This is a genomic window from Variovorax sp. RTB1, assembly GCF_035018765.1.
In the GTDB taxonomy this organism is placed as follows: domain Bacteria; phylum Pseudomonadota; class Gammaproteobacteria; order Burkholderiales; family Burkholderiaceae_C; genus Variovorax.
In genome coordinates, this window is the sequence record NZ_JASJXG010000029.1 from 24,841 (window position 1) to 46,441 (window position 21,601).

Sequence of the window (21,601 nt, forward strand, 5' to 3'; positions counted from 1 at the left end):
AAAGCCAGCACGTTCGGAATGCCACAGCGCTTGAGAAGGGCACACGCGGCGATTCATTTGCCAGAAGTACAGGCGATGCTGCAACGGCTTTCGGAATTTGATCTCGGCATTTTCGTGCCGCATCAACACGACGAGCGAACGGGTGACTTCCAGCGCCTGCCCGACGACGTGATGCAAGTGGAGGCGGGCTGCAAGGTGTCGTTCCAAAACGCACAGGAGATCGTGAGCCAAGCGGATCGATTTCTCCCGGTGGCCTGGCGTTGGCAGGCCGGCGCAGCGGTACCTGCGTCGATGTGCGAAATGGTGGTCCCGGAAGAACTTGACGACCCAGGGCGCTTGGTTAAACACAAGATGCCAGCGGAGCACTGATCCGGCGGTCATCGGCCAGGCCCGAGAGGCCAAGGCCGGCGATGACAAGCAGCCCTGCATCCAAACAACCAAGGAATTGAAGTGAAAACAAGTGTCATAGAAGTGCGCGACATGCTCTCGGTTTTGAGTGTGCAGGGCGTTGAAGATCGAATCGGTGACGTGCCTGGCGTCGAAAGCGTCACCGTCAATTTTTCTGCGGGCAATGCGACCGTGCGATACGACGAAACGAGGCTCGACATTGCGGACATCAAGTCGGATGTGCGCCAACGCGGGTATGACGAAGAGTCCGCTCCAGGCGCTTCAGGCGGGCGTGGTCACCGTGACCACGCAGCACCGGCGGCCTCTGCATCGCCCCCCGGAACCGCTGCCTCGAAGCCCAGCGCTGCCCAGCCTGCCTCGACGGGCTCAGATGCGTCGGCAGCCACTGGAGCCAATGCATCCGGGAAGGCTGCGCAGCCCGCAACGGCGCCATCAGCACCAGGGGCTGCGGCGGCCGAGCAGGCCGCTCCAGGTGGCGGAGAAAAGATGTCCATGCCGGACAAAGGTTAGGGCGTCATGCGCTATTGCCGAAGTAAAGCCCAATTCCTGGAGCCGCAATGAAAACGAGTGTGATTGAAGTGCGCGACATGCTGTCGGTACTGAGCGTGGACGGGGTCGAGAAGCGGATCGGCGAAGTTCCGGGTGTCGAGAGCGACACCGTTAACTTTGCCGCCAAGAGCGCAACTGTGCGCTACGACGAGACCCGACTCGAGGTGGCCGACATCAAGTCGGATGTACGGCAACGCGGACACGAGCCGGCCACGGAGTCGCCACCCGAACACGCTGGCCATGACAAGCCTGCGAGGTTTGGCGCTGGAGAGCCAGCGCCACAAGCTCCGGCGAAGGTGCCTTCCCCGCCGGCGGCAGAGGTGCCGAAAGCCGACCCGGTCGTCGCCCCGGAATCTTCTCAAGGCGTCTCCACCGCGATCCCTCCGCCGGCACTTTCCGCAGCCGGCGGTGCTGAGGACTCGCACGAGCCGGGTGCAGTCGAGAAGTTGACAACGTGGGTGCACGATACCTTTGCCGGCGATGACATGAAGGGACGGGCGGCATCTGACGCAGCGCCAACCAGCGACGCAGCCGACGCTCCGAAAGCGGCGACGGGCGCGACGGCCGTCCCCGCGCCGCCCGCTCCCTCAAGCGGTGGACACGAGGTTCACCAGGGCCACATGAAGCCGGGCGACCAGCCCGCCATGTCGGCAGACATGGCCCATGAGATGGGTCACGACGGCATGGACTTGCGGGCGATGGTGCGCGACATGCGCAACCGCTTCTGGATCTGCCTCGTCTTCACCGTGCCGATCTTCATCTACGCCCCGATGGGCGGCATGTTCAAGCCGCCAGCACCGCCGTTCGGTCTGGAACTCAATCTCTGGCTGTTCTTCTTTTCGAGCGCGGCCGTCCTGTACCCGAGTTGGCCGTTTTTCGTCTCCGCATGGCGGGCCCTCAAGAAGGGCACGCTGGGCATGGCCGCGCTGATCGTGCTCAGCGTGGGCACGGGATACCTCTTCAGTGTGGGCAGTACGTTCTTCTTCAAGGAAGGTGGGCAATTCTTCGAGGCGGTGTCCGTCCTGCTGGTATTCATCCTGCTCGGCCACTGGCTGGAAATGCGCGCTCGCGCCGGCGCCTCGTCGGCCATCCAGGCGCTGATGAACCTGACGCCCGCAAAGGCCAACGTCATCCGCAGCGGTGCGGAAGTCGAAGTGCCTACTTCCGAGGTGTTGGCGGGTGAGATTGTGGTGATCCGGCCCGGCAACAAGATTCCGGTCGACGGCACGGTGGAGACCGGTGAATCGCTGGTCGATGAGTCCATGCTCACGGGCGAATCGATGCCGGTCCAAAAGGGGCCCGGCGCCACGGTGGTCGGTGCGACCATCAACAAGAGCGGCAGCTTTCGCTACAAAGCGACCAAGGTCGGAGCCGACTCCGCACTGGCGCAGATCGTGAAGCTGGTGCAGCAGGCACAGAATTCGAAGGCCCCGGCGCAACTGCTGGCGGACAAGGCTGCGCAGTGGCTGGTTATCGCCGCCATCGCCATTGGCCTCGCGACGTTCGCAGTGTGGTTCTTCTGGATCGGTCAGCCGCTGCTGTTCGCGGTGACCATGACGATCACGGTCTTCGTGATCGCCTGCCCGGACGCATTGGGCCTGGCCACCCCAATGGCTGTGATGGTGAGCACGGGGCTCGGCGCTGCGAACGGCATCCTGTTCAAGAACGCATCGGCACTGGAAGACGCCACCAAGCTCGATGTCATCGTGTTCGACAAGACCGGAACGCTGACCCTCGGTCAACCCGAGGTGGTGGAGATCGTCACGGCGGAAGGTGTCTCTGATGACGTGCTGCTGACCGCCGCTGCGGCTGTCGAGCAAGGTTCAGCCCATCCATTGGCCCAGGCCATCGTGCGCCGCGCAGCGAAGCTCAACATCGTGGCGCCGACAGGCTTCGAAAGCCTCGACGGCATGGGCGCGCGTGCAGAAACTGCCGGCGGAACGGTGTTCCTCGGCAACCGCCTGCTGATGGACACGCAGAAGCTCGCGCTCGGCGGTCTGGAGACCGCCGCAACTCGCCTCCAAGGCGACGGCCGCACTGTCGTTCACGTGGCCCAGGCTGGCCGCGTCATCGGCCTGGTCGCGATTGCCGACGCGATCCGGCCGACGGCCAAGGCGGCGGTGGCCAAACTGCGCGAACAGAAGATCGAAGTCGTGATGCTGACTGGCGACAACGCGGCCACGGCCAGGCGCATCGCTGCGGACATCGGCATCGAGACCGTGCTGGCCGATGTGCTGCCGGCTCAGAAGGCCGCGAAGGTGAAAGAACTTCAGGCCACCGGCAAGAAGGTCGGAATGGTGGGCGACGGCGTCAACGATGCGCCTGCGCTGGTCCAAGCCAACGTGGGATTCGCCATCGGCGCCGGCACCGATGTCGCGATGGACAGCGCCGACGTGGTGTTGATGAAGAGCGACCCGTACGACATCGTCGGTGCGATCGAACTCTCGCGCGCCACCTTGCGCAAGATGCACCAGAACCTGTGGTGGGCAGTGGGCTACAACACCATCGCCTTCCCACTCGCGGCTGGTGTCCTGTACCCGTTCGTGCTGAGCCCGGAAGTCGCTGCCATGTCGATGTCTGGCAGCACTCTGATCGTTGCGATCAATGCACTGATGTTGAAGCGCACCAAGCTGGCCGGCATTCGTCAAGCCGGAAAGCCAGCCGCGCCTGGAGCATCGGGCGCGCAAGACGCGCTAGTCACAAAGGCATCTTTGGTGCCAGCGAAGGCTCAGCAAACGCAGACGGAGCCCTCTTAGTGGCTGACCGATCGTTTCCTCTTCACTACCAAAGCACCGGGCCGGCCAATGCGCCGGTCGACCGCATGGGCTTTGGGCTGCCGCGCAGCGGCGCTGTGACGCTGGTGCGCGTCTACATCGACAACAGCCTGCCGAACAAACCGCCGGCATCATGGCTTGGCCACTTGTTCGGCACCGTCAACGCGCGGTGGTTTACGAGACAGATGGTCATGGGTGCCGCCAGGCATTTCAGCTGATGTGCTTCTCAGCCACAGCCAGTTTTTCCGCGGGTGGCGTGCTGCTCGGGATCGGGGCGCTCACGCTGAAGGCAGCGCGCCGCCCGTGCGAATGGGCGTTCGCCGCCATCCCGCTGCTGTTCGCGATCCAGCAGCTGATCGAGGGCGTGATCTGGTTGACCTTCAGCGCCGACACGCCGTTGCTGAACTCGGTGATGACGCATGCGTATTCGTTCTTCTCGCACGTGCTGTGGCCGGTCTATCTGCCAATGGCTGTGTTGATGATCGAGCCGTCCGGTGGGCGTCGGCGCACGCTGAAGGCGCTCGTTCTGGCCGGATCTGCCATAGGCATCTACCTGCTTTACGTGCTCGTGGCCTTCCCGGTGGTATCGCGGCCGACCGGCCAGCACGTCGAGTACGACTCGCCGCATTTCTTTGCGGCGGCAGTGATGACGCTGTACCTGCTTTCGACCACGCTGAGTCCGCTCCTGTCCACGCTTCGGGGGGTTCAGGTCTTCGGTGCGCTGGTGCTGCTGTCGTTCGGCGCGGCTTATTATTTTTATGCGACGTGGTTCATCTCGGTGTGGTGCTTCTTTGCCGCCCTGCTGAGCACCGTCATCTACTTGCACTTTGCATGGCGACCGACCCAACGCGGCGGCTCGCACCAGATGGCTGGATTCACCGATCAACCCTGACACTTTGGAGATGAGCACATGAGAAAACTACTGACAGCCTTGTCCCTCACCGCGGCGCTGACCCTCACCGGCTGCGGCTACAACACATTTCAGACCACCGACGAGCAAGTCAAAGCGAGTTGGTCCGAGGTCATCAACCAATACCAGCGGCGCGCAGACCTGATCCCCAACCTCGTCAATATTGTCAAAGGCGAGGCAAAGTTCGAGCAGGACACGCTGACCAAAGTCATTGAGGCACGTTCGAAAGCGACGTCCATCCAGGCCACGCCGGAACTGGTCAATGATCCGGTCGCCTTTCAGAAATTCCAGCAGGCACAAGGCCAACTGACCGGCGCCTTGTCGCGGTTGATGGCGGTTTCGGAGAACTACCCGAACCTCAAGGCCAACCAGGGCTTCAGGGATCTCGCGACGCAACTGGAAGGCACAGAGAACCGCATCACGGTCGCGCGTAATCGCTACATCAAGTCCGTGCAGGACTACAACGTTGCCGTGCGTTCATTCCCCTCGAACCTGACGGCCATAGCGCTGAGCTACAAGGAAAAGCCGACCTTTTCGGTCGACGACGGAGCAACTATCTCGCGGCCGCCAAGTGTGGGATTCGACGGTACTTCGGCCAAACCAGGTGGCGCTGCATCGGGTGCGACAAAGTGATCGCCCGCCGCACCGCAGCCAAAGTGACCAGAGGGCTGCTTTTGGGATGTGTGCTCGGCTGGTTGTCGTGGGCGTCGGCACAAGTTCCGGTGCCTCCGTTGAGAGGGCACGTCACTGATCAAACCGGTACGTTGTCGGCGGAACAGATGAGTTCCATAGAAAAAACGCTGACAGCGTTCGAAGCCAGGAAGGGTAGCCAGATCGCAGTGTTGATGGTCGCCTCTACGACGCCAGAACAGATCGAGCAATTTTCGCTGCGCGTTGCGGAGCAGTGGAAATTGGGGCGCAAGAAAGTAGATGACGGCGCCATTCTTGTGATCGCAAAGGCAGACCGTACCGTTCGGATCGAGGTGGGGTACGGGCTCGAAGGGTCACTGACGGACCTCACCAGCAAACGCATCATCAGCGAGACCATCCTGCCAAAATTCAAACAACAGGACTTTTTTGGCGGCATCTCGGACGGCCTCGCGCAAATCATGCGCGTAGTCGACGGTGAACCTCTACCGCGGTCAATCGGGGATGTATCGGGTGGTTTTGGCAAGGTTCAGCAGTACGCGCCTTTGCTGTTCATTCTTGCCGTGGCAGTCGGCGGCGTGCTGCGTTCCGCCCTTGGGAAAATCCCCGCCGCGTTTGTCACCGGAGGGGTCGTTGCGGTCATCGCCTGGTTCGTCGTCGGTGCCGTGTCATTGGCCCTGACAGCAGGGGTTGTGGCATCTATCGTCACGCTGTTGGGCGGAGGCATGACAGGTCGCGGCATGGGTGGGTACTACGGCGGCGGTGCACGCGGCGGTGGGGGTGGCGGTTTCAGAGGCGGCGGTGGCGGATTCGGCGGCGGTGGCGCAACGGGACGGTGGTAGCTATGAAACTCAAACGCATTTTGAGGCACTTGCTGACGACCGACGGTGCGGTCAGGAGAGCATTCACGGCCAGCGCGTTGAGCGCGATCGAGAGTGCGATAACAACGAGCGAAACCTCGCACTTTGGCCAGATCCGTTTTGCGGTCGAGGGTGCGCTGGACGGTACGGCGCTGTTCGGGGGACAGTCGTCCAGTGAGCGGGCGGTCGAGGTGTTCTCACGGCTGCGAGTTTGGGACACGGAACACAACAACGGCCTGCTGATCTACCTGCTGCTGGCCGACCGCGCTGTTGAGATCGTGGCCGACCGTGGCATCCACGTGAAAGTGGGCTCAGACGCATGGCGTGAGATCTGTAGCGACATGGAGGCCGCTTTCAGGCAGTCAAATTACGAAAGCGGTGTCGTCGCCGGTGTTGCGGCAGTTGCGGAGCAACTTGCAAATCACTTTCCCGCCAGCGAAGCCATCGCAAACGAACTGTCGGACGCGCCGGTAGTACTTCGACACGATCAATGACAAAACAGACATTGCCATACGAACGCTTCGATCTATGCAGCGCCGAGGGATGCGGGCAATGAAGATCTACCTTGTTCGAATCTGGGCGCTCCCGATCTCCTCGCGAACCCTGATCGCGTGTGGAGTGTGGCTTGTCGCGTTGGGCTTGTATTTCATTTTTCTCAGAGCGCCACTGCTGCCCGAGGACCTGCGCTTTATTGGGGCGTCAGCGGCGCAACTTCAATTCGCAGCGCCGGGCCTTGCGCGTTGGCTGAACATGGTCTTCATCGTTAGAGGAGGCTTCATGGCGGCCGCGGGCGTGCTCACGGTATTTATTGGCGTCGCCATCGGCAGCATGCCCTCCCGATCGAATGGAACGGTTTGGGTCCTTGCAGTAGCTGGTGCGCTCAGTGTCGAGTTGATGAGTTACGCCAACTTCTCCCTGCACTCCGACTACCAATGGTTACTGCTGGTGCCAGCTTCTGTCTGGCTTGCCGGCGTGGTCTTGTACACGGTTGGGCAATAGCGCATGGCGAGCAGGGCAGCCGATCCTGTCCGACCCGACGCCATTGATTCGCCGATGATCAGCAAGGGCGCGATGGTGCTCCTGTGCAGCATGGTGTTTATTGCGTCGCTGGGCTACGGTGCGGGCCTGCCATTGATGCGGCTCTACCTGGTGCGCTACTTGGGCGCCGCTGCACCAGCCTCGTCCGTGTCTTGGCATGTCGGGATGCTGAGCGGCGTCTACCTCATTTCGCTGTTTATTTTTGCGCCGCTGTGGGGGCGCCTTTCAGACAAGTATGGCCGGCGCCTCATCTTGATGTCTGGTTTCGCTACCTTTCTGATTGGCAGTGCGATTGCTGCACTGGCGCCCAATGTCGGCTTCGTCTACGGCGCAAGATTTATCGCTGGCGCTGGTGCCGCCGCCATCGTTCCGACTGCGCAGGCTTACATCGCCGACCGCAGTACAACCTCGGATCGAAGCAGGCGATTTGTGTTGTTGGGCAGTGCGTCGTTTTTAGGTTTCCTTGTGGGGCCAGCGTTCGGAAACTGGCTGGCCGGACCCATCATGGCGATGGTGGTCGGAAAGATGGGCGACATGTTGAACTGGCCGCCTTTGGCAGTGGCACTTGTCGGTCTGCCTCTGTCTCTTTTCATTCCTCGGTGCCTTCGTAACAATCAGATCGCCGCCTCAAAAGAAGCAGTTGGCCCAAACGCCTCTCGCCAGCGATTCGTCAACGCATCGATGCTGCTCGCACTCGTGGCCTCATTTGCCGTGGGAACGTTCGAGGTCGGCTTCAACTTGTTCGGCAGTCAGACGCTCTACTTGGCCACCGGCACGATGGCGGCGATGTTTATCGTCTGTAGCGTTGCCATGCTGGGCGCGCAGTCGATACTGCTGTTTTCGGCGGTGCGTCGTCGGGTTGACGAGCGTTGGTTGGCTGGCGCTTTTGCCGTGGCTGCGCTTGCGCTCGCCTTGGCGTCGTGGGTGCCCGGACCTGGCGCTTTGGGATTGATGATCGCTGTCGTCGGCACGACTGCGGGGTTGGTAGGTCCTGTGCTGTCGTATGAGTTGCTCGAGCGTCAATCTGCTTCGCCGGGGGCCATGTTGGGTCAACAGGCTGCGGCGGGCAATCTGGGCCAGGCGCTGGGATCGATGAGCGCAGGTTCTTTGTTTGCCATCGCGCCGACTGCGCCGTTTTGGGCGGCCGGTGTGATCCTGGGTTTAGGTGCGGCAGTCTCGCTCGCGTGGTGGGGCCCTGCACGCCGGCACGAATTAACGGCACAGTCATTGCCCACTGAATGAAGTCTGGCGCGTGATGACCTGCTGTCGGTGACCGATTGAGGGTCGGCCGTGTGGCAGGTGCATCGCATTGGTTTTTTTACTTCAACGAAGCGATCGACTGCCCTAGCGAAGTCTGGCAACTGCGCTCGGCGTTGGGACCGCTGAATGTGGATCAAAGCGGTGGACTTCGCTTTTAGGGCCCACACGCTGACGGTATCCCCTGCGTAAGCCGACACGGCATCCATGGCGCGAAAAATTAGAGGGCCTGTGAATGCGGCCCTCCGTCAAAGGGCCGAAAGCAGCGCGATCGGCCCCTAAAGAACCCGTTCCCCGTGCGCGCTTTGCACGCGCCTCACGCAACGCCTGCAGCAGGGAAACGCAACTCGCGTCTCCATTGCCCACATTGTCTTTGCAACGGAAGAAGTGAGGGCCCACGGAAGGAGAGGCAATTGCACTCAATAGACGAGTAGCAATACGAATCGTCGATAAAATAAGAATCATTAGCACTACTACAACATGAAAAAGCTCTCACTCTCCGCCAGGCGCTTTCTGGCACTGGCAGCGCTTCTGACGCTATGGACATCTTCTCTTGCTTGGGCTGCGGACTCCGCCGCGAGCGACCAAGCCAAGCAGACGTGGCAGTTGCTGGACTACCTCGCGGTCGATTACGGCGGCGCCGTGCGTGATGGCAAGGTCCAAAGCGCAAGCGAATACGAAGAAATGAGAGAGTTTGCAGCGACGGCGGGGCAGCAGCTCGCCGCGCTGCCGAGCACGCCGGCGCTCGCGGATCTGCAACGCCAAGCCACCGCGCTGGGTGAGCTCATTGCGGCGAAGTCGGAGGCAAAGGCCGTAGCCAACAGCGCCCACTCAATGGCTGCGGCACTAGTAAAGGCCTACCCATTCCCGCTTTCGCCATCTAAGCCGCCGGACCTTGTGCGAGCGAAGGTGCTGTTCGAAGCCAACTGCGCCGCATGCCACGGGGCGACTGGAGGAGGTGATGGGCCACTCAGCGCGAAACTGACGCCGCCGCCGATCGCATTCACCGATCGCGATCGCGCCCGTTCGCGCAGTGTGCTCGCGCTCTATCAGGTCGTCTCTCAAGGCGTCGCCGGCACGTCGATGCCCAGTTTCGCCACGCTCTCCGACGAGGACCGGTGGGCCTTGGCTTTTTTCGCCGGAACACTGTCCCACGATGACGCGATGCGCATGCGCGGCGAAGAGTCCTGGGGCCGTGACGCGGCCGCCAAGGCGGTCTTTTCCGACTTGTCCGCCGCTGCCACGTTGACCGAGGCTGCCATGTCCGAACACATGTCGCCAGATGCGGCGCGCGATCTCACCGCCTACGTTCGAAGCCATCCGGAGGCGACCATTTCTAGCAGCGGTCCAGGCGGATTGGGGCTGGCCCGTACACGCCTTCAGGAGAGCCTTGCAGCAGCGCGCGCGGGTGATCGGGCCAACGCGACGCGGTTGGGCCTGTCGGCCTATCTCGACGGATTCGAGCCGCTTGAGCCGGCTCTGCGCGCCCGCAATCAAGCTCTCCTCACAGGGGTGGAAAACGCGATGCTGGCCTACCGTGGGGCCCTTGCCAGCGGCAAGTTGGAGCAGGCCGATGCCGCAGCGCAGAAGCTGGACTACCTCTTCGCGCAGGTCGACGGCGAGCTGGGGGCAGACAAAGCCGACCCGCTCACCACTTTCATCGCGTCGCTCACCATTCTCCTTCGCGAAGGCGTGGAAGCATTGCTGATCGTGGTCGGAATGGTGGCCTTTTTAAAGAAAGCTGACAGAGGCGATGTATTGACCTACGTGCATGGCGGCTGGATCGTCGCGCTCGTTTGTGGTGGACTGACCTGGGCTGTGGCCACCTATTTTGTGAGCATCAGCGGCGCCAGCCGGGAAGTCACTGAAGGTGTTTCATCGCTGTTCGCGGCCATTGTGTTGCTGAGCGTTGGCTTGTGGATGCACCAGAAGAGCACGGCCGGAAAGTGGCAGGCCTATCTCAAAGAAAAGCTCTCTGCGGCGGTGACGAAACGCTCGGCATGGGCGTTGTTCGCCCTGTCGTTCATTGCCGTCTACCGAGAGGTCTTCGAGACGGTGTTGTTCTACTCGGCGCTTGCTGGAGATGGCAACAACGGCGCCTTGCTTGGCGGCCTGTTAGCCGGAATGGTCATCCTCGCGGCCATTGGGTGGCTCATGCTGCGCACCAGTGCTCGCATGCCCATCGGCAAATTCTTCAGCCTCAGTTCGATCCTGGTGGCGGTGCTGGCAGTCGTGCTCGCGGGGAAAGGCGTCGCGGGCCTGCAAGAAGCCGGTTGGCTAAGTGCCAGTCCCATTCATTGGCCGCGCATCGAGGTGCTGGGGGTCTATCCATCCGCTGAGACCACCATCGCACAGGCTGTCGTTCTGCTCATTGCACTTCTGGGCTTCGCGCTGAACTCGCTCAAGGCTCGGCAGTATCGACCAGCATGACGCAGGTGGCATGAGGCCACCGTAGGCGAAGCGCCTCGCTGCATTTAGGAGATTGGCCGATCCTAGATTCGATTCAAGCGTGAAGACGCCTTGAGGTTTAAACCGTTTTTCTGTCTTCATTTTGAAGGCGCTGTCCGCCTCAGCCGCAGTGCATTGAAGATGACCGAGGCCGAACTCAGGCTCATCGCCAGCGCCGCGATCATCGGAGACAACAGCCATCCAGTGAACGGAAACAGAACACCCGCTGCCAGCGGCACGCCGAGCGCGTTGTAGACGAAGGCGAAGCCCAGGTTCTGCTTCATGTTGGCAATGGTTTCGTCGGAGATGACGCGCGCTTGCGCGATGCCACGCAAGTCGCCCTTCACCAGCGTCACTTGCGCACTGTTCATCGCCACATCGGTCCCGGTTCCCATGGCAACGCCGACGTCGGCCTTGGCCTGTGCTGGCGCGTCGTTGATGCCGGATCGTTGCTGGCTGATCATCAGCGCTTTGTGGACGGATGGCGTCCCGGTCGTGTCGTGCAGATCGATGAAGCATCCTCGATCCGCGTCCGATTTGCGGTGGACTGCCGTAACGCAGAAGCGGATCTTTCGACGGCCTCCGTGCCCTGGGTACTCATTCGGTACTCGCAGGCACCGAGCTGCTATGGCTACATGATCGCACGTGTGGCCGGTGCAAGCACGTTGACCGTCGACGATCGCGTCGAGCTGAACATCCACCACTGCGATCCACCTCCTGTGAAGCTTGAAGCGGATCTCGGACGATCACCAACAATCAGTTAACCTGATTTGGATTCGCGTAGATTACTGTGACCCGGGTCATTGCGGTCACGCAGACCTTTCCACTCTGCCATTTTCAAAAGCAGTTCATGCTGTTTCGCTCTCGCATACCTTCGTTGTGTTCACCCAAAGCTTTCGCTCCTCGTTGGATGCCCGTCATTTTTTCGCTCAGCATTTGTTGCATTGAAAACTTTCCAGCACCTGCTGCATGCTTCGCAGAGACGCTGCTTCGCGCAAATCCGATCACGCATCTCGAAATAGAACCATGACCACTTCTGTCGAAGATTTGATGCGAGCTTATGTAAGCAGATACCCGCAGCAAGTTCGCGAAGTGGTTGAAATCTTTGGTGCAGTTCCAACTTGTCTCAGCGGCCCGCATAAAGTCCCCCCTATGTCGACAGCGTGCGTGCGATCGCTCTCCGACAGGGCGTTGACGCCGAGGCGCTGATTTCTGCGGTGATCGACTACGCCGAAAGCGAAGCCTTGGCCGAACGGCATCTTCGTAGGCGCGGCGGCCGTCTTTGATTGACTTCTGAATCGCAACCGTTAGGTTTTTTGCACGCCGCCACTAACTTCGTGTGAGGCGACCTCAGAACGAGCGGCATGTAACTAGGATTGGTGACATGGGGACCGACAAGCGGGAAAGGCGCCGTTGGACTTTCGGGTATGCGCGGAACAGCTTGACTTCTGTTCTTTAGCGCGAAGCGGTCTGGCACCATCCAAAATTGGTTTCGGTTTCGTTCTCCGAGATCCGCGTTGATCATCACCCTCGTAGTCGCCTTAACGTGGGCTCTGATGTCGCTGGCCGGTTCGACATCGTGATTGTTGGCCTCTGCTGAATCAGCAAAAATCGCTCCGGGAAATCGAAGCCATCTGCACACTAGTCTCGACCGCCTTTGTGAAAAGTCTCCCCCTGACCTTAGTCGACAGGGTGAACTTTGAAACCAGCGGTTGCGTTCTAGACGGTCTGCGGGCCGAGGCGATCGTCGTCGACAAACATCATCAATTCGACCGTTACCTCGACCGCGTTGCTCCAATCAAGCTCGACGCTGCGCCACCAGTACAACAATAAGCGGCCAGCCAGATCCGACTAGGAGCCGGTTAGCGCCTGTTATGTTCGCAGCAGCAAACTGAATGTAGTCGGAGCCGGGCTGCCTTCCCGCCTGAAACGTAGTAGATGTCCACCACGTACTCCGTCAGAACAGTGATCAGGGCGATGACGGCCAAAGCTATGCCACGCGAGACGTGTTCCTCCGCGGTTTCCAGGCTCCAAGAAAGCATGAAGCCGGCGCCCAGGATCGCCAGGTCGGACGTGCACACGTCGATCAAATGAGAAACGTGAGTCCCAGAGAGACGCATCGCCAATCCGGGCAACTTCGCCAAGATCGCCAGAACCACATAGAAGCCGAAACTTTTCAGCACATTCTCTGTGACTTCTGTTGCATCTCAGGACTATTTCAGCATACCTTCTTTGCCTCGCCGCAATTGGCTTAACGTACTTTGTAATGCCTTTTCTCAGACGACCCCTGGCGCCACGCTTCCACCAGCGGCTCGACTCTAATCACTGTACCGCGAGACGCATTGATCAACACGCTGCCCGGCTTCATGCCCGCAATCTGTGCTTCGTCTATTCTCCACTCCGTGGCCTGGGACTCGGGCAGGTGCAGGTTGATCGCGTCGGACTGCGCCAGCAGGTCGCGCAACTCGGGCACCTGCCGTGCGTTGCCCACCGACAGATTTGTCACCACGTCAAAGAACACGACGTGCAAGCCCAGCGCCTCGGTCAGCACCGACAACTGCATGCCGATCGAGCCGTGGCCGATGATGCCCAAAGTCTTCGCGCGAATCTCGTAGGCGTCATCGGCCGACTTGAGCCAGCCGCCGCGGTGCGCTGCGGTATTCTTTGCGGGCAAGCCGTGCAACAGCAAGATGGCCTCGGCCAGCACCAGTTTCGCCACCGAGCGTGTGATGGAAAACGGTGCATTGAATACCGCAATGTCGCGTTCGCGCGCCGCCTGCAGACCCACCTAGTTGGTGCCGATGCAAAAGCAACCCACGGCCACCAGCTTGGAGGCATGGGCAAACACCTGCGCCGTCAGTTGGGTGCGCGACCGGATGCCGACGAAATGTGCGTCAGCGATCCTGGCATTGAGTACGTCGCCCGCCAGAGCGGCCGCTAGGCTCTGGATCCGAGTGTTGCCCGCCGCCTGCAGCAACTTGACGGCAGAGGGATGAACGCCCTCCAGCAAAGAAGAACTTGATCCTAGCTTTGTCGATCGACGTTTTGAACATGCGGTGCCGTCTGAATCGCTTTCACCGAACGTTGCTTGCGCATGTTGACGGGGGCGGGGATCGCCCCGATCTTTTTATGTGCTGGAAAGTCCATAGATTCAATGCTTCTTGGGCGCATCTCTGTCGAGCAGCGCCCTTCGCTCTTCGTACTGTTGCGGAGTGATCTCACCGCCGGCCAGGCGCCGACTCAACACCTCGTGCGCCGTTTCGCGTGGTCGATCGCCACGCCAACCCGACGTTCCCCGTCGAGAGAAGAACCACACGCCGATCATCAGCAGCAGCCAGAACAGCCACCAGAAACCATGCATGCCGACCATATAGTTGCCGTCGTGAAACATGCCGCCTCCTTCACGTCGGACCGACGCCGACGGGCCGGTCGACTAGTGCCGCCCGTACGCGGTCAAGCCTTTTGCGCACCTCGTGCGCGACGCGGCCGATCTCGGGATCAGTGGCCATTTGTAGAACTGCGACCGGGTCCATGAACCCAACGACAAGACCGCCGTCGCCTTCTTCGCGCACCACCACGTTGCACGGCAGCAGCAAGCCGATGTCGGGCTCGGCGAGAAGGGCGCGGTGCGCTAGTGGCGGATTGCAGGCGCCGAGAATCCGGTACGGCCGTCCGTCTATTCCGAGCTTGGCCTTCATCGTGGCCTGCACATCGATATCGGTCAGAATGCCAAAGCCCTCTGCCTTCAGCGCATCGGTCACGGCAAGGATGGCCTGTGAGAAGGTGAGTCCGTCCAGCTTGCAATGGAAGCCATAGCCGGAACGCTCTGGAGTGACCGCGACCTGTGATGGCTGGTTCATGGTCGGCTCACTGCTTCATGGACGCTGGCGGCATCCGGTCCATCATCATCTCCATCATCATTTGCATCATGCTCATGCGCTGTTCCATCATCTTGTGATGTTTGGCCATGTCGGCTGGCATGCCCTTGGCATCGGCCATCGCGCCCATCCCCTCCATGGACCCTTTTCCGTCCATGGCGCCCATGCCCTTCATCATGCTCATGCCGCCCTGCATGGCTTTCATGTGATCGGCCATCAGCGCGTTGCGCTCCTCGGGCGTCTTGGCGCTCATCATCTTCTGGTGCATCTCCTGCATCGCTTTCATGCGGGGCTCCATAGGTGCCGCCGCGCTGGTGTCCGTGACGCCTGACGAAGGCGGCGGCGCGTTGACCGAGCCAGGGCTTGCGCAGGCGCCGGCGAGTGCGGCAACGGACAGTGCAACGAGGGTACGTACGGGGGTCATGGTGAATTCCTGGGTTGTGGGTCCTGTGCGGACTAAGAAAGTGAGGGACCAATGGGGATATTTCGCGGGTCAGCGAGACGACTGCATGAAAACCATAAAGAGGTTCGGAAATTCTATGCATCGATTGCAAGGTGGAACTTGAGCAGGATCAACAAGTTGCGCGATGACATCTCGATACGCATCGAGAATTGCGAGGCACAGCTCGGGACGCGCGGATAGCGTCCACTCGGGTCACTTTCGCCTTCCTTTGATGAACCATGCCACGAAGCCAACGGCCAATACGGCAATCAGGATCGACACCCATATGCCGTCACCACCCATCCAACCAATACCCCAAATGCCACCATTCATCATGTTTTGGTGCTCCGAAGGAAAGGAAAGGTCCGTGACCAACTTCGCTGGACACGCCGGGGTGCGTCTGCAATCTGTGCCATCAAGCCCAAGCTACGCCGATACCTTGCGGCAGCCGTGCGACAACGCACGCACGCGTTCTGCGCTAGTCCCCGACCAGTAAACTGGTCGGGGACTAGCGGCTTGATGTGACCTTGCCCTCGAAAAACGTACCCCTTGCTGAGTGTTTAAATTCAAGTAAGGAGAACGGAAATGACGAAGACGGCAAGAGCGCGCTACACGCTCGAATTCAAGCAGGAGGCGGTGCGGCTGGCCGAGGGTAGTCAGAGCATCGCGGTGGCGGCACGCACTTTGGGGCTGGTCGAGTAAACCCTGTTCAACTGGGTCAAGGTCAAGCGCGAAGGCAAGCTCAGCGGGGCTGACAGCAAGGCCGTGAGCGCCGAGCAGATGGAGATCAGCCGGCTGCGCGCCGAGCTGGCGCGCGTGAAGATGGAGCGCGACACCCTGGAAAAAGCGACGGCGTACTTCGCGAAAGCGCAGCGGTGAAGTACGCCTTCATTTAACGCCAACACCAACGCCACCGACGCGTGTGGCCGATCTCGGTGAAATACCGGATGCTGCGGATTCGCTTGGCGGGATACTGGTGCAAAAGCTCATGCAACGTCATGGCATCCGGGCCCGAGGCAAGCGCCGCTTCAAGGTCACAACCGACAGCAGGCAGGATCTGCCGATCTCGCCCAGCCTGCTGAACCGCGAGTTCACCGTGCACGAGCCCGACCGGGTCTGGGCAGGCGGCATCACCTACATCGCCACCGACGAAGGCTGGTTGTTCCTGTCGGTGGTGATCGATCTGTTCAACCGCCAGGTGATCGGTTGGTCGCTGCGAAGCGACATGACGCGAGACATCGTGATCGATGCATTGCGCATGGCCTGGTTTAAGCGCCATCTGGGCAAAGAGACCGGGCTGATCTTCCACAGCGACAGGGGCAGCCAGGGCGGATTCAACCGGTCGTCGCAACACCTTCAATCAAGGAGGTGTTATGAGAAGACCTGCGGGGTGGATGCAGAAGTTAACGGGACGCGTGGCGATGCGCTCGCCTGGTGCTCCTTCGCTTCGGCGTGAGGTGGAGCGGAAGTTCTGGAAGCAGATTGCCACCGGAGTCACGAGCGAGAAGGCGGCCGCAGCCGTTGGCGTGTCGCAGCCAGTAGGCGGGCGTTGGTTCCGTCATCGTGGTGGCATGCCCTTGTTCATGTCCAATCCCATACCGGGACGGTATTTGTCATTCGCCGAGCGAGAAGAGATCGCTCTTGTGCGGGCCTAAGACTGCGGGCCCAAGACGTTGGAGTGCGGGAGATAGCCCGCCTTATCGGACGAAGTCCCTCGACGGTCTCACGGGAGTTGACCCGCAACGCTGCAACTCGCGGTGGCAAGCTCGAGTACCGGGCGTCGGTCGCGCAGTGGAAGTCCGAGCTGTTGGCCAGAAGGCCCAAGCCAGCCAAGCTGGTGATGAACCCACGTCTGCGCCAATATGTCCAGGATCGTCTGGAGGGCAATATCCACGATGCTCAGGGGCGCGAGGTCGCCGGACCTCAGCAAGCTCCGTTCATCGGTCGCAACAAGCCTCATCGTGGTGACCGCAAATGGGTCAACGGCTGGTCGCCAGAGCAGATTGCCAACCGTCTGAAGGTCGACTTCCCGGATGATCAGTCCATGCGCATTTCCCACGAAGCCATCTACCAGGCCCTCTACATTCAGGGGCGAGGTGCTCTCAAGCGCGTGCTGGTGAGCTACCGGTGGGCTCGCGCGCGCGCGAAGCAAACAAGCGGTCTCTGAATTCATTGCCGTTGTCGGTCAGCAGCTTGACGATCTTCAAAGGGCAGGCTGCAGACAATATGCCGCTGCTGCGAAGCGACTCAGCTTCGGAGGTCGAGCGCCCGTAACGTGAGCTACGCCTTGTCACCAGGGGGTTGACAATATTCATGGGCCAATCTCCGGTTGAAACTGCCACGGCGAAAGATCCTTTTTTTGGGACAGTGTCGGCCCGCCGCGTCAATCCTCGGAACGCGCATTCCAAAATGCTTGCGATACCCCGGGCTCAGCCTCCATGGCCGTCATAGTGCGGTCCAGTTCTGAGGCCTCGACTGCAGTCGCATACAACGTCGCTTCGATTTCGGCGTCCCCTTGGCCGAACGCGTGCTGGTTAACGTCCCGCACCGGGTAGTTCGATCCTTCCAGCAACTCGACCAGTCTTTCCCGTAGCTCCGCCTGGCGCGCCCGCTCACAGATGACATACACGGTGTAGGTGGCCTCGGCGAACTCCTCCTTCACCGGTTGGCGGTTGATGCGATTCACCACCGGTCGAAGCAAGGTGTTGCTGGCCAACACAAAGATCGCGGCCAGCACCGCCTCCCCAATCAGATCAGCGCCGGCACAAGCACCTACAGCGGCCGAACCCCAAAGCGTCGCGGCTGTGTTCAACCCGGTCACATTCGCACCTTCCTTCATGATCGCTCCAGCACCCAGGAACCCGATGCCCGACACAACGTAAGCCACCACGTGCACCGCACCTTCATGGCCGTTGAGCCGGTTGGCAAGCACCACGAACGCAGCCGAACCCACCGCGACCAGTGTGTTAGTGCGCAATCCAGCCGTGCGCTGACGTACCTGTCGCTCGAATCCGATGACGCCGCCAAGCAGGAAAGCCACCGTCAGGCTGATCGCCGAATCAACCAGGGCGAGCAAATGGAATTGTTCAAAGGCCTGCATCGAATTTCCCGTGCGCCTCACTGCCACCCGAAGCGACGAATGTAAAAACGCTTCATCAGGGTGGTCAGCACGGCATAGCCCACCAGTGTGGCGATCAGCCAAGGGAAATAACCGAAAGGCAACGCCTGCAATTTGAAGTAGTCGGCCAATGGACCCATCGGCAGCAGAACACCCGCGGCCATGACTGCCACGGTCATGACCAACAAGGGCATGGCCGCTCGACTTTCGATGAAGGGCAGTTTGGGCGTTCGAATCATGTGCACGATCAGCGTCTGCGTCAGCAGACCCTCGATAAACCAGCCCGATTGGAACAAGGTTTCCTGCCCGGGCGTGTTGGCCTTAAAGACGTACCACATCAGCGCGAAAGTCGTAATGTCGAAGATCGAGCTGACCGGGCCAAAGAACACCATGAAGCGCCCGATATCGCCCGGGTTCCATTTCAGCGGTTTCTTCACCAGCTCCTCGTCGACGTTGTCGAACGGGATCGCTATCTGTGAGATGTCGTACAGCAGGTTCTGCACCAGCAACTGAAGTGGCAACATTGGCAGGAATGGAAGGAACGCGCTGGCAATCAGGACCGAGAACACGTTGCCAAAATTGGAGCTCGCCGTCATGCGGATGTACTTCAGCATGTTGCTGAAGGTGCGCCGCCCCTCGATCACACCTTCCTCTAGCACCATCAGGCTTTTTTCCAGCAGGATGATGTCGGCCGCTTCCTTGGCGATATCGACTGCCGAATCGACCGAAATGCCGATGTCGGCAGCCCGCAGCGCTGGCGCGTCGTTGATGCCGTCGCCCATGAAGCCGACGACATGTCCGTTGGCGCGCAGCGCACGGACCAAGCGTTCCTTGTGTAACGGCGTCAGCTTGGCGAACACCTGATGGTTTTCCACGGCATGCGCCAACGCGGCATCGCTCATGCGCTCGATTTGCGGCCCGAGCAATATGGTGCCGACCGCCAGGCCGACCTGGCCGCAGACGCGTGCAGTGACCAGCTCGTTGTCGCCGGTCAAGACCTTGACGTTGACGCCGTTGTTGGCCAAGGCCCGCAATGCCGGCGCTGCGGATTCCTTGGGCGGATCGAGGAACGCGATGTATCCCACCAAGATCAGTTCGGATTCATCGGCCACCGAATAGGTCAGGTGACTCGCGACGGTTTCTTTCATCGCCACCGCCACCACACGCAGCCCGTCTTCGTTCAGTTCACGCGTGACCGTGTGCACGCGCTCGAGCATGTGTGCATCGAGCGCCACGTCCTGCTGTCCTTCGGCGCTGGCTATCCGTACACGAGTGCATACCGCCAGCATCTCTTCCACCGCCCCTTTGCAGATCAACTCGTGGTGATCGTCGCGCTCGGAGACGATGACCGACATGCGTCGGCGCTCGAAGTCGAAGGGAATTTCGTCGACCTTTCGATAGTCCTGCGCCAGCTTCAATTCGGTCTGAAGTTCGACGTGTTCGAGCACAGCCCTGTCGAGCAAATTCTTCAGTCCGGTCTGATAGTGACTGTTTAAAAAAGCGAACTTCAGCACTTCGTCCGACGGATTGCCAAAGACATCGGTCTGGCGCTCCAGTGCAATCTTGTCCTGCGTCAGTGTCCCGGTCTTGTCGGTGCAAAGCACATCCATCGCGCCGAAGTTTTGGATTGCATCCAGGCGCTTGACGATCACCTTTTTGCGCGACAACACGACCGCGCCCTTGGCCAGGGTCGACGTCACGATCATCGGCAGCATTTCGGGCGTCAACCCAACGGCTACGGCGAGCGCAAACAGGAATGCCTCGGTCCAGTCGCCCTTGGTGAAGCCATTCACAAGCAGCACGATCGGCACCATCACGAAGGCAAAGCGGATCAAAAGCCAGCTGACGCTGTTGACTCCGGCCTGAAACGCGGTGGGTGCCCGGCTGGTGGCAGTCACGCGTGTCGCCAGCGTGCCGAAATAGGTCTGGTTGCCCGTGGCGACGACCAGTGCGGTCGCAGAGCCCGACACCACGTTCGTGCCCATGAAGACAAGGTTGCGCGCCTCCAGAACCGTCGCAAACGATGACTTCTCATCAGCGAACTTCTCTACCGGCAGCGATTCCCCTGTCATGGCAGCCTGCGCGACGAACAAATCCTTGGCCGTCATCAAGCGGCAGTCGGCGGGAATCATGTCACCGGCTGACAGGGCCACATGGTCGCCCGGTACAAGTTCGCGAATCGGCACTTCGGCGCGGGACGGCGGACGCCGGGCGTTAAGGTGGAGATCAAAATATTTTTCAGCCACCTCGGTCGCTTCGGTCCCGAGGTCGCGACGGATCACAGTGGCGGTGTTGGTCACCATCGCTTTGAGCCGTTCAGCCGCACGGTTAGATTTGCCCTCCTGGATGAACCGGATCAACGTGCTGAGCACCACCATCGTGCCGATCACGATCGTCGCTTTCAGATCGTTGGTCAGGAACGACACGCCGGCCAGCACCGTGAGCAGCAGGTTGAAGGGATTTTTGTAGCAATGCCACAGGTGAAGCCACCAGGGCAAAGGCTTTTCGTGCTCGACTTCGTTGGGCCCGAAACGTATCAACCTCTCGGCCGCTTCGGGGGCACTCAGCCCGTCTTCGTGCGACGCCAGACGAACCAGCGAACCGGGTATGTCGTCGGTCGCGGCCTTGAGCATGTCGCGCGAGACATGCTCGGGCACCGCCTCAGCAGCGCCTCGACCGCCTACGGTGTCGAGCAGCGCACCGCGCCCGAACAGTTGAGTGGCACGACGGCGCGACAGGAAGCCACCGAACCAGTTTTTAAAAATGTTGTCGACGAAATTCATGGGATGCTCCTGGCGGTGGACGAGGCGACCCAACGTGCCGGAGGCAGGCATGGCGGCGCTACACCGCCAGACGAGTGGCGGTGCGCGACCTGGACGCATAAATCATGGTTGCGCAATGCAAAGGGGAGATGCCGCATCACGGCCATGCGCTGCGTTTGAAGCAATAGAGAAAGCGCGTCGGCCACCAGGCGTGGAGACCAAGCGGCAAGCCCATCGGCAAACGCCGCCGCACCGTGCAGGTCCAGCAGGTGTCGCAAGACAACGGGGCGGCGTTCGGCGAGGGCGGAACGCAGGTGAGTTTTGAAATCTTCGCGGGTCATGAGGAGTCTCGTTCAAGCGCACACGGCGCCCAACTCCTCGCGCGGTCAAGCGTTGAGGAAATCCTTGAGCGACGCCGGGTACAGGGGCATCGGGTCGAATGATGTGGTCGCGCCAAAGCGCGGACTGGGGGCGGGGTCCATGGCGATCTTCGGGCTGTCGAAAGTTGA

At 60.6% G+C, this 21,601-nt stretch carries 18 protein-coding genes and 5 pseudogenes; 13 read left to right on the forward strand and 10 right to left on the reverse strand.

What is annotated here, in order from left to right; translation table 11 throughout:
- Positions 1-75 precede the first annotated feature (75 nt).
- The 11 genes from QN397_RS17320 to QN397_RS17370 all read left to right on the forward strand — a co-directional run bounded on the left by QN397_RS17320 (position 76) and on the right by QN397_RS17370 (position 10,874).
- A complete protein-coding gene (locus tag QN397_RS17320; RefSeq protein WP_323501508.1) occupies positions 76-369 on the forward strand; it encodes a hypothetical protein in 294 nt (97 codons plus the stop codon).
- A 102-nt stretch (positions 370-471) separates the two neighbouring features.
- Positions 472-918: a heavy-metal-associated domain-containing protein gene (locus QN397_RS17325; RefSeq protein WP_323501534.1), complete on the forward strand. Its 447-nt coding sequence runs from the start codon at positions 472-474 to the stop codon at positions 916-918.
- Positions 919-965: 47 nt separating this feature from the next.
- Entirely contained in the window at positions 966-3,713 is a 2,748-nt protein-coding gene (locus QN397_RS17330) for a heavy metal translocating P-type ATPase (RefSeq protein ID WP_323501509.1), read from the forward strand.
- Positions 3,713-3,949, forward strand: a complete 237-nt coding sequence (locus QN397_RS17335; protein WP_323501510.1) for a hypothetical protein — start codon at positions 3,713-3,715, stop codon at positions 3,947-3,949. Before QN397_RS17330 ends, QN397_RS17335 begins: the two co-directional genes overlap by 1 nt.
- Positions 3,949-4,623 carry a DUF6629 family protein gene (locus tag QN397_RS17340; protein ID WP_323501511.1) on the forward strand — a complete coding sequence of 225 codons (675 nt, stop codon included), beginning with the start codon at positions 3,949-3,951 and terminating at the stop codon, positions 4,621-4,623. The genes QN397_RS17335 and QN397_RS17340 overlap by 1 nt, the downstream gene beginning before the upstream one ends.
- An 18-nt stretch (positions 4,624-4,641) precedes the next feature.
- Entirely contained in the window at positions 4,642-5,274 is a 633-nt protein-coding gene (locus QN397_RS17345) for a LemA family protein (RefSeq protein WP_323501512.1), read from the forward strand.
- Positions 5,271-6,131 carry a TPM domain-containing protein gene (locus QN397_RS17350; RefSeq protein ID WP_416352338.1) on the forward strand — a complete coding sequence of 287 codons (861 nt, stop codon included), beginning with the start codon at positions 5,271-5,273 and terminating at the stop codon, positions 6,129-6,131. The genes QN397_RS17345 and QN397_RS17350 overlap by 4 nt, the downstream gene beginning before the upstream one ends.
- A 2-nt stretch (positions 6,132-6,133) precedes the next feature.
- Complete coding sequence (locus QN397_RS17355) at positions 6,134-6,643, forward strand: TPM domain-containing protein (RefSeq protein ID WP_323501513.1); 510 nt, start codon at positions 6,134-6,136, stop codon at positions 6,641-6,643.
- 58 nt (positions 6,644-6,701) lie between these two features.
- Complete coding sequence (locus tag QN397_RS17360; protein ID WP_323501514.1) at positions 6,702-7,148, forward strand: hypothetical protein; 447 nt, start codon at positions 6,702-6,704, stop codon at positions 7,146-7,148.
- 54 nt (positions 7,149-7,202) lie between these two features.
- A complete protein-coding gene (locus QN397_RS17365) occupies positions 7,203-8,429 on the forward strand; it encodes an MFS transporter (protein WP_323501515.1) in 1,227 nt (408 codons plus the stop codon).
- Positions 8,430-8,924: 495 nt separating this feature from the next.
- Positions 8,925-10,874, forward strand: coding sequence for a cytochrome c/FTR1 family iron permease (locus tag QN397_RS17370; RefSeq protein ID WP_323501516.1), 1,950 nt, complete (start codon positions 8,925-8,927; stop codon positions 10,872-10,874).
- A gap of 116 nt (positions 10,875-10,990) precedes the next feature.
- Here the strand turns inward: QN397_RS17370 and QN397_RS17375 are convergent.
- From QN397_RS17375 to QN397_RS17400, 6 genes and pseudogenes are all read right to left on the reverse strand, one after another.
- Positions 10,991-11,338: pseudogene (locus tag QN397_RS17375) on the reverse strand (copper-transporting ATPase); the annotation flags it as partial.
- A 1,416-nt stretch (positions 11,339-12,754) separates the two neighbouring features.
- Positions 12,755-13,075, reverse strand: a complete 321-nt coding sequence (locus tag QN397_RS17380; RefSeq protein WP_323501517.1) for a hypothetical protein — start codon at positions 13,073-13,075, stop codon at positions 12,755-12,757.
- A gap of 107 nt (positions 13,076-13,182) precedes the next feature.
- Positions 13,183-13,945: pseudogene (locus tag QN397_RS17385) on the reverse strand (NAD(P)-dependent oxidoreductase); the annotation flags it as partial.
- A 98-nt stretch (positions 13,946-14,043) separates the two neighbouring features.
- Positions 14,044-14,283 (reverse strand): SHOCT domain-containing protein, encoded by a 240-nt coding sequence (locus QN397_RS17390; protein ID WP_323501518.1) that lies wholly within the window; start codon positions 14,281-14,283, stop codon positions 14,044-14,046.
- 10 nt (positions 14,284-14,293) lie between these two features.
- On the reverse strand, positions 14,294-14,752 hold the full coding sequence (locus tag QN397_RS17395; RefSeq protein WP_323501519.1) for a DUF302 domain-containing protein: 459 nt from the start codon (positions 14,750-14,752) through the stop codon (positions 14,294-14,296).
- A gap of 7 nt (positions 14,753-14,759) precedes the next feature.
- Positions 14,760-15,194: a hypothetical protein gene (locus QN397_RS17400; RefSeq protein WP_323501520.1), complete on the reverse strand. Its 435-nt coding sequence runs from the start codon at positions 15,192-15,194 to the stop codon at positions 14,760-14,762.
- 603 nt (positions 15,195-15,797) lie between these two features.
- Here QN397_RS17400 and QN397_RS17405 point away from each other — a divergent pair.
- Positions 15,798-16,539: pseudogene (locus QN397_RS17405) on the forward strand (transposase); the annotation flags it as partial.
- Positions 16,540-16,606: 67 nt separating this feature from the next.
- Positions 16,607-17,334 (forward strand): annotated as a pseudogene (locus QN397_RS17410) (transposase); the annotation flags it as partial.
- On the opposite strand, the pseudogene QN397_RS17415 reads toward QN397_RS17410, so the two are convergent.
- From QN397_RS17415 to QN397_RS17430, 4 genes and pseudogenes are all read right to left on the reverse strand, one after another.
- Positions 17,333-17,437 (reverse strand): annotated as a pseudogene (locus QN397_RS17415) (IS481 family transposase); the annotation flags it as partial. The pseudogenes QN397_RS17410 and QN397_RS17415 sit on opposite strands and share 2 nt — an antisense overlap.
- Positions 17,438-17,595: 158 nt before the next feature.
- The gene (locus QN397_RS17420; RefSeq protein WP_187051859.1) at positions 17,596-18,312 is read right to left on the reverse strand and encodes an MgtC/SapB family protein; all 717 of its coding nucleotides are present in this window, start codon (positions 18,310-18,312) and stop codon (positions 17,596-17,598) included.
- A gap of 17 nt (positions 18,313-18,329) precedes the next feature.
- Positions 18,330-21,113 (reverse strand): magnesium-translocating P-type ATPase, encoded by a 2,784-nt coding sequence (gene mgtA, locus QN397_RS17425; protein ID WP_323501521.1) that lies wholly within the window; start codon positions 21,111-21,113, stop codon positions 18,330-18,332.
- The gene (locus tag QN397_RS17430; RefSeq protein WP_323501522.1) at positions 21,110-21,433 is read right to left on the reverse strand and encodes a hypothetical protein; all 324 of its coding nucleotides are present in this window, start codon (positions 21,431-21,433) and stop codon (positions 21,110-21,112) included. The genes mgtA and QN397_RS17430 overlap by 4 nt, the downstream gene beginning before the upstream one ends.
- Between the last annotated feature and the right edge of the window lie 168 nt (positions 21,434-21,601).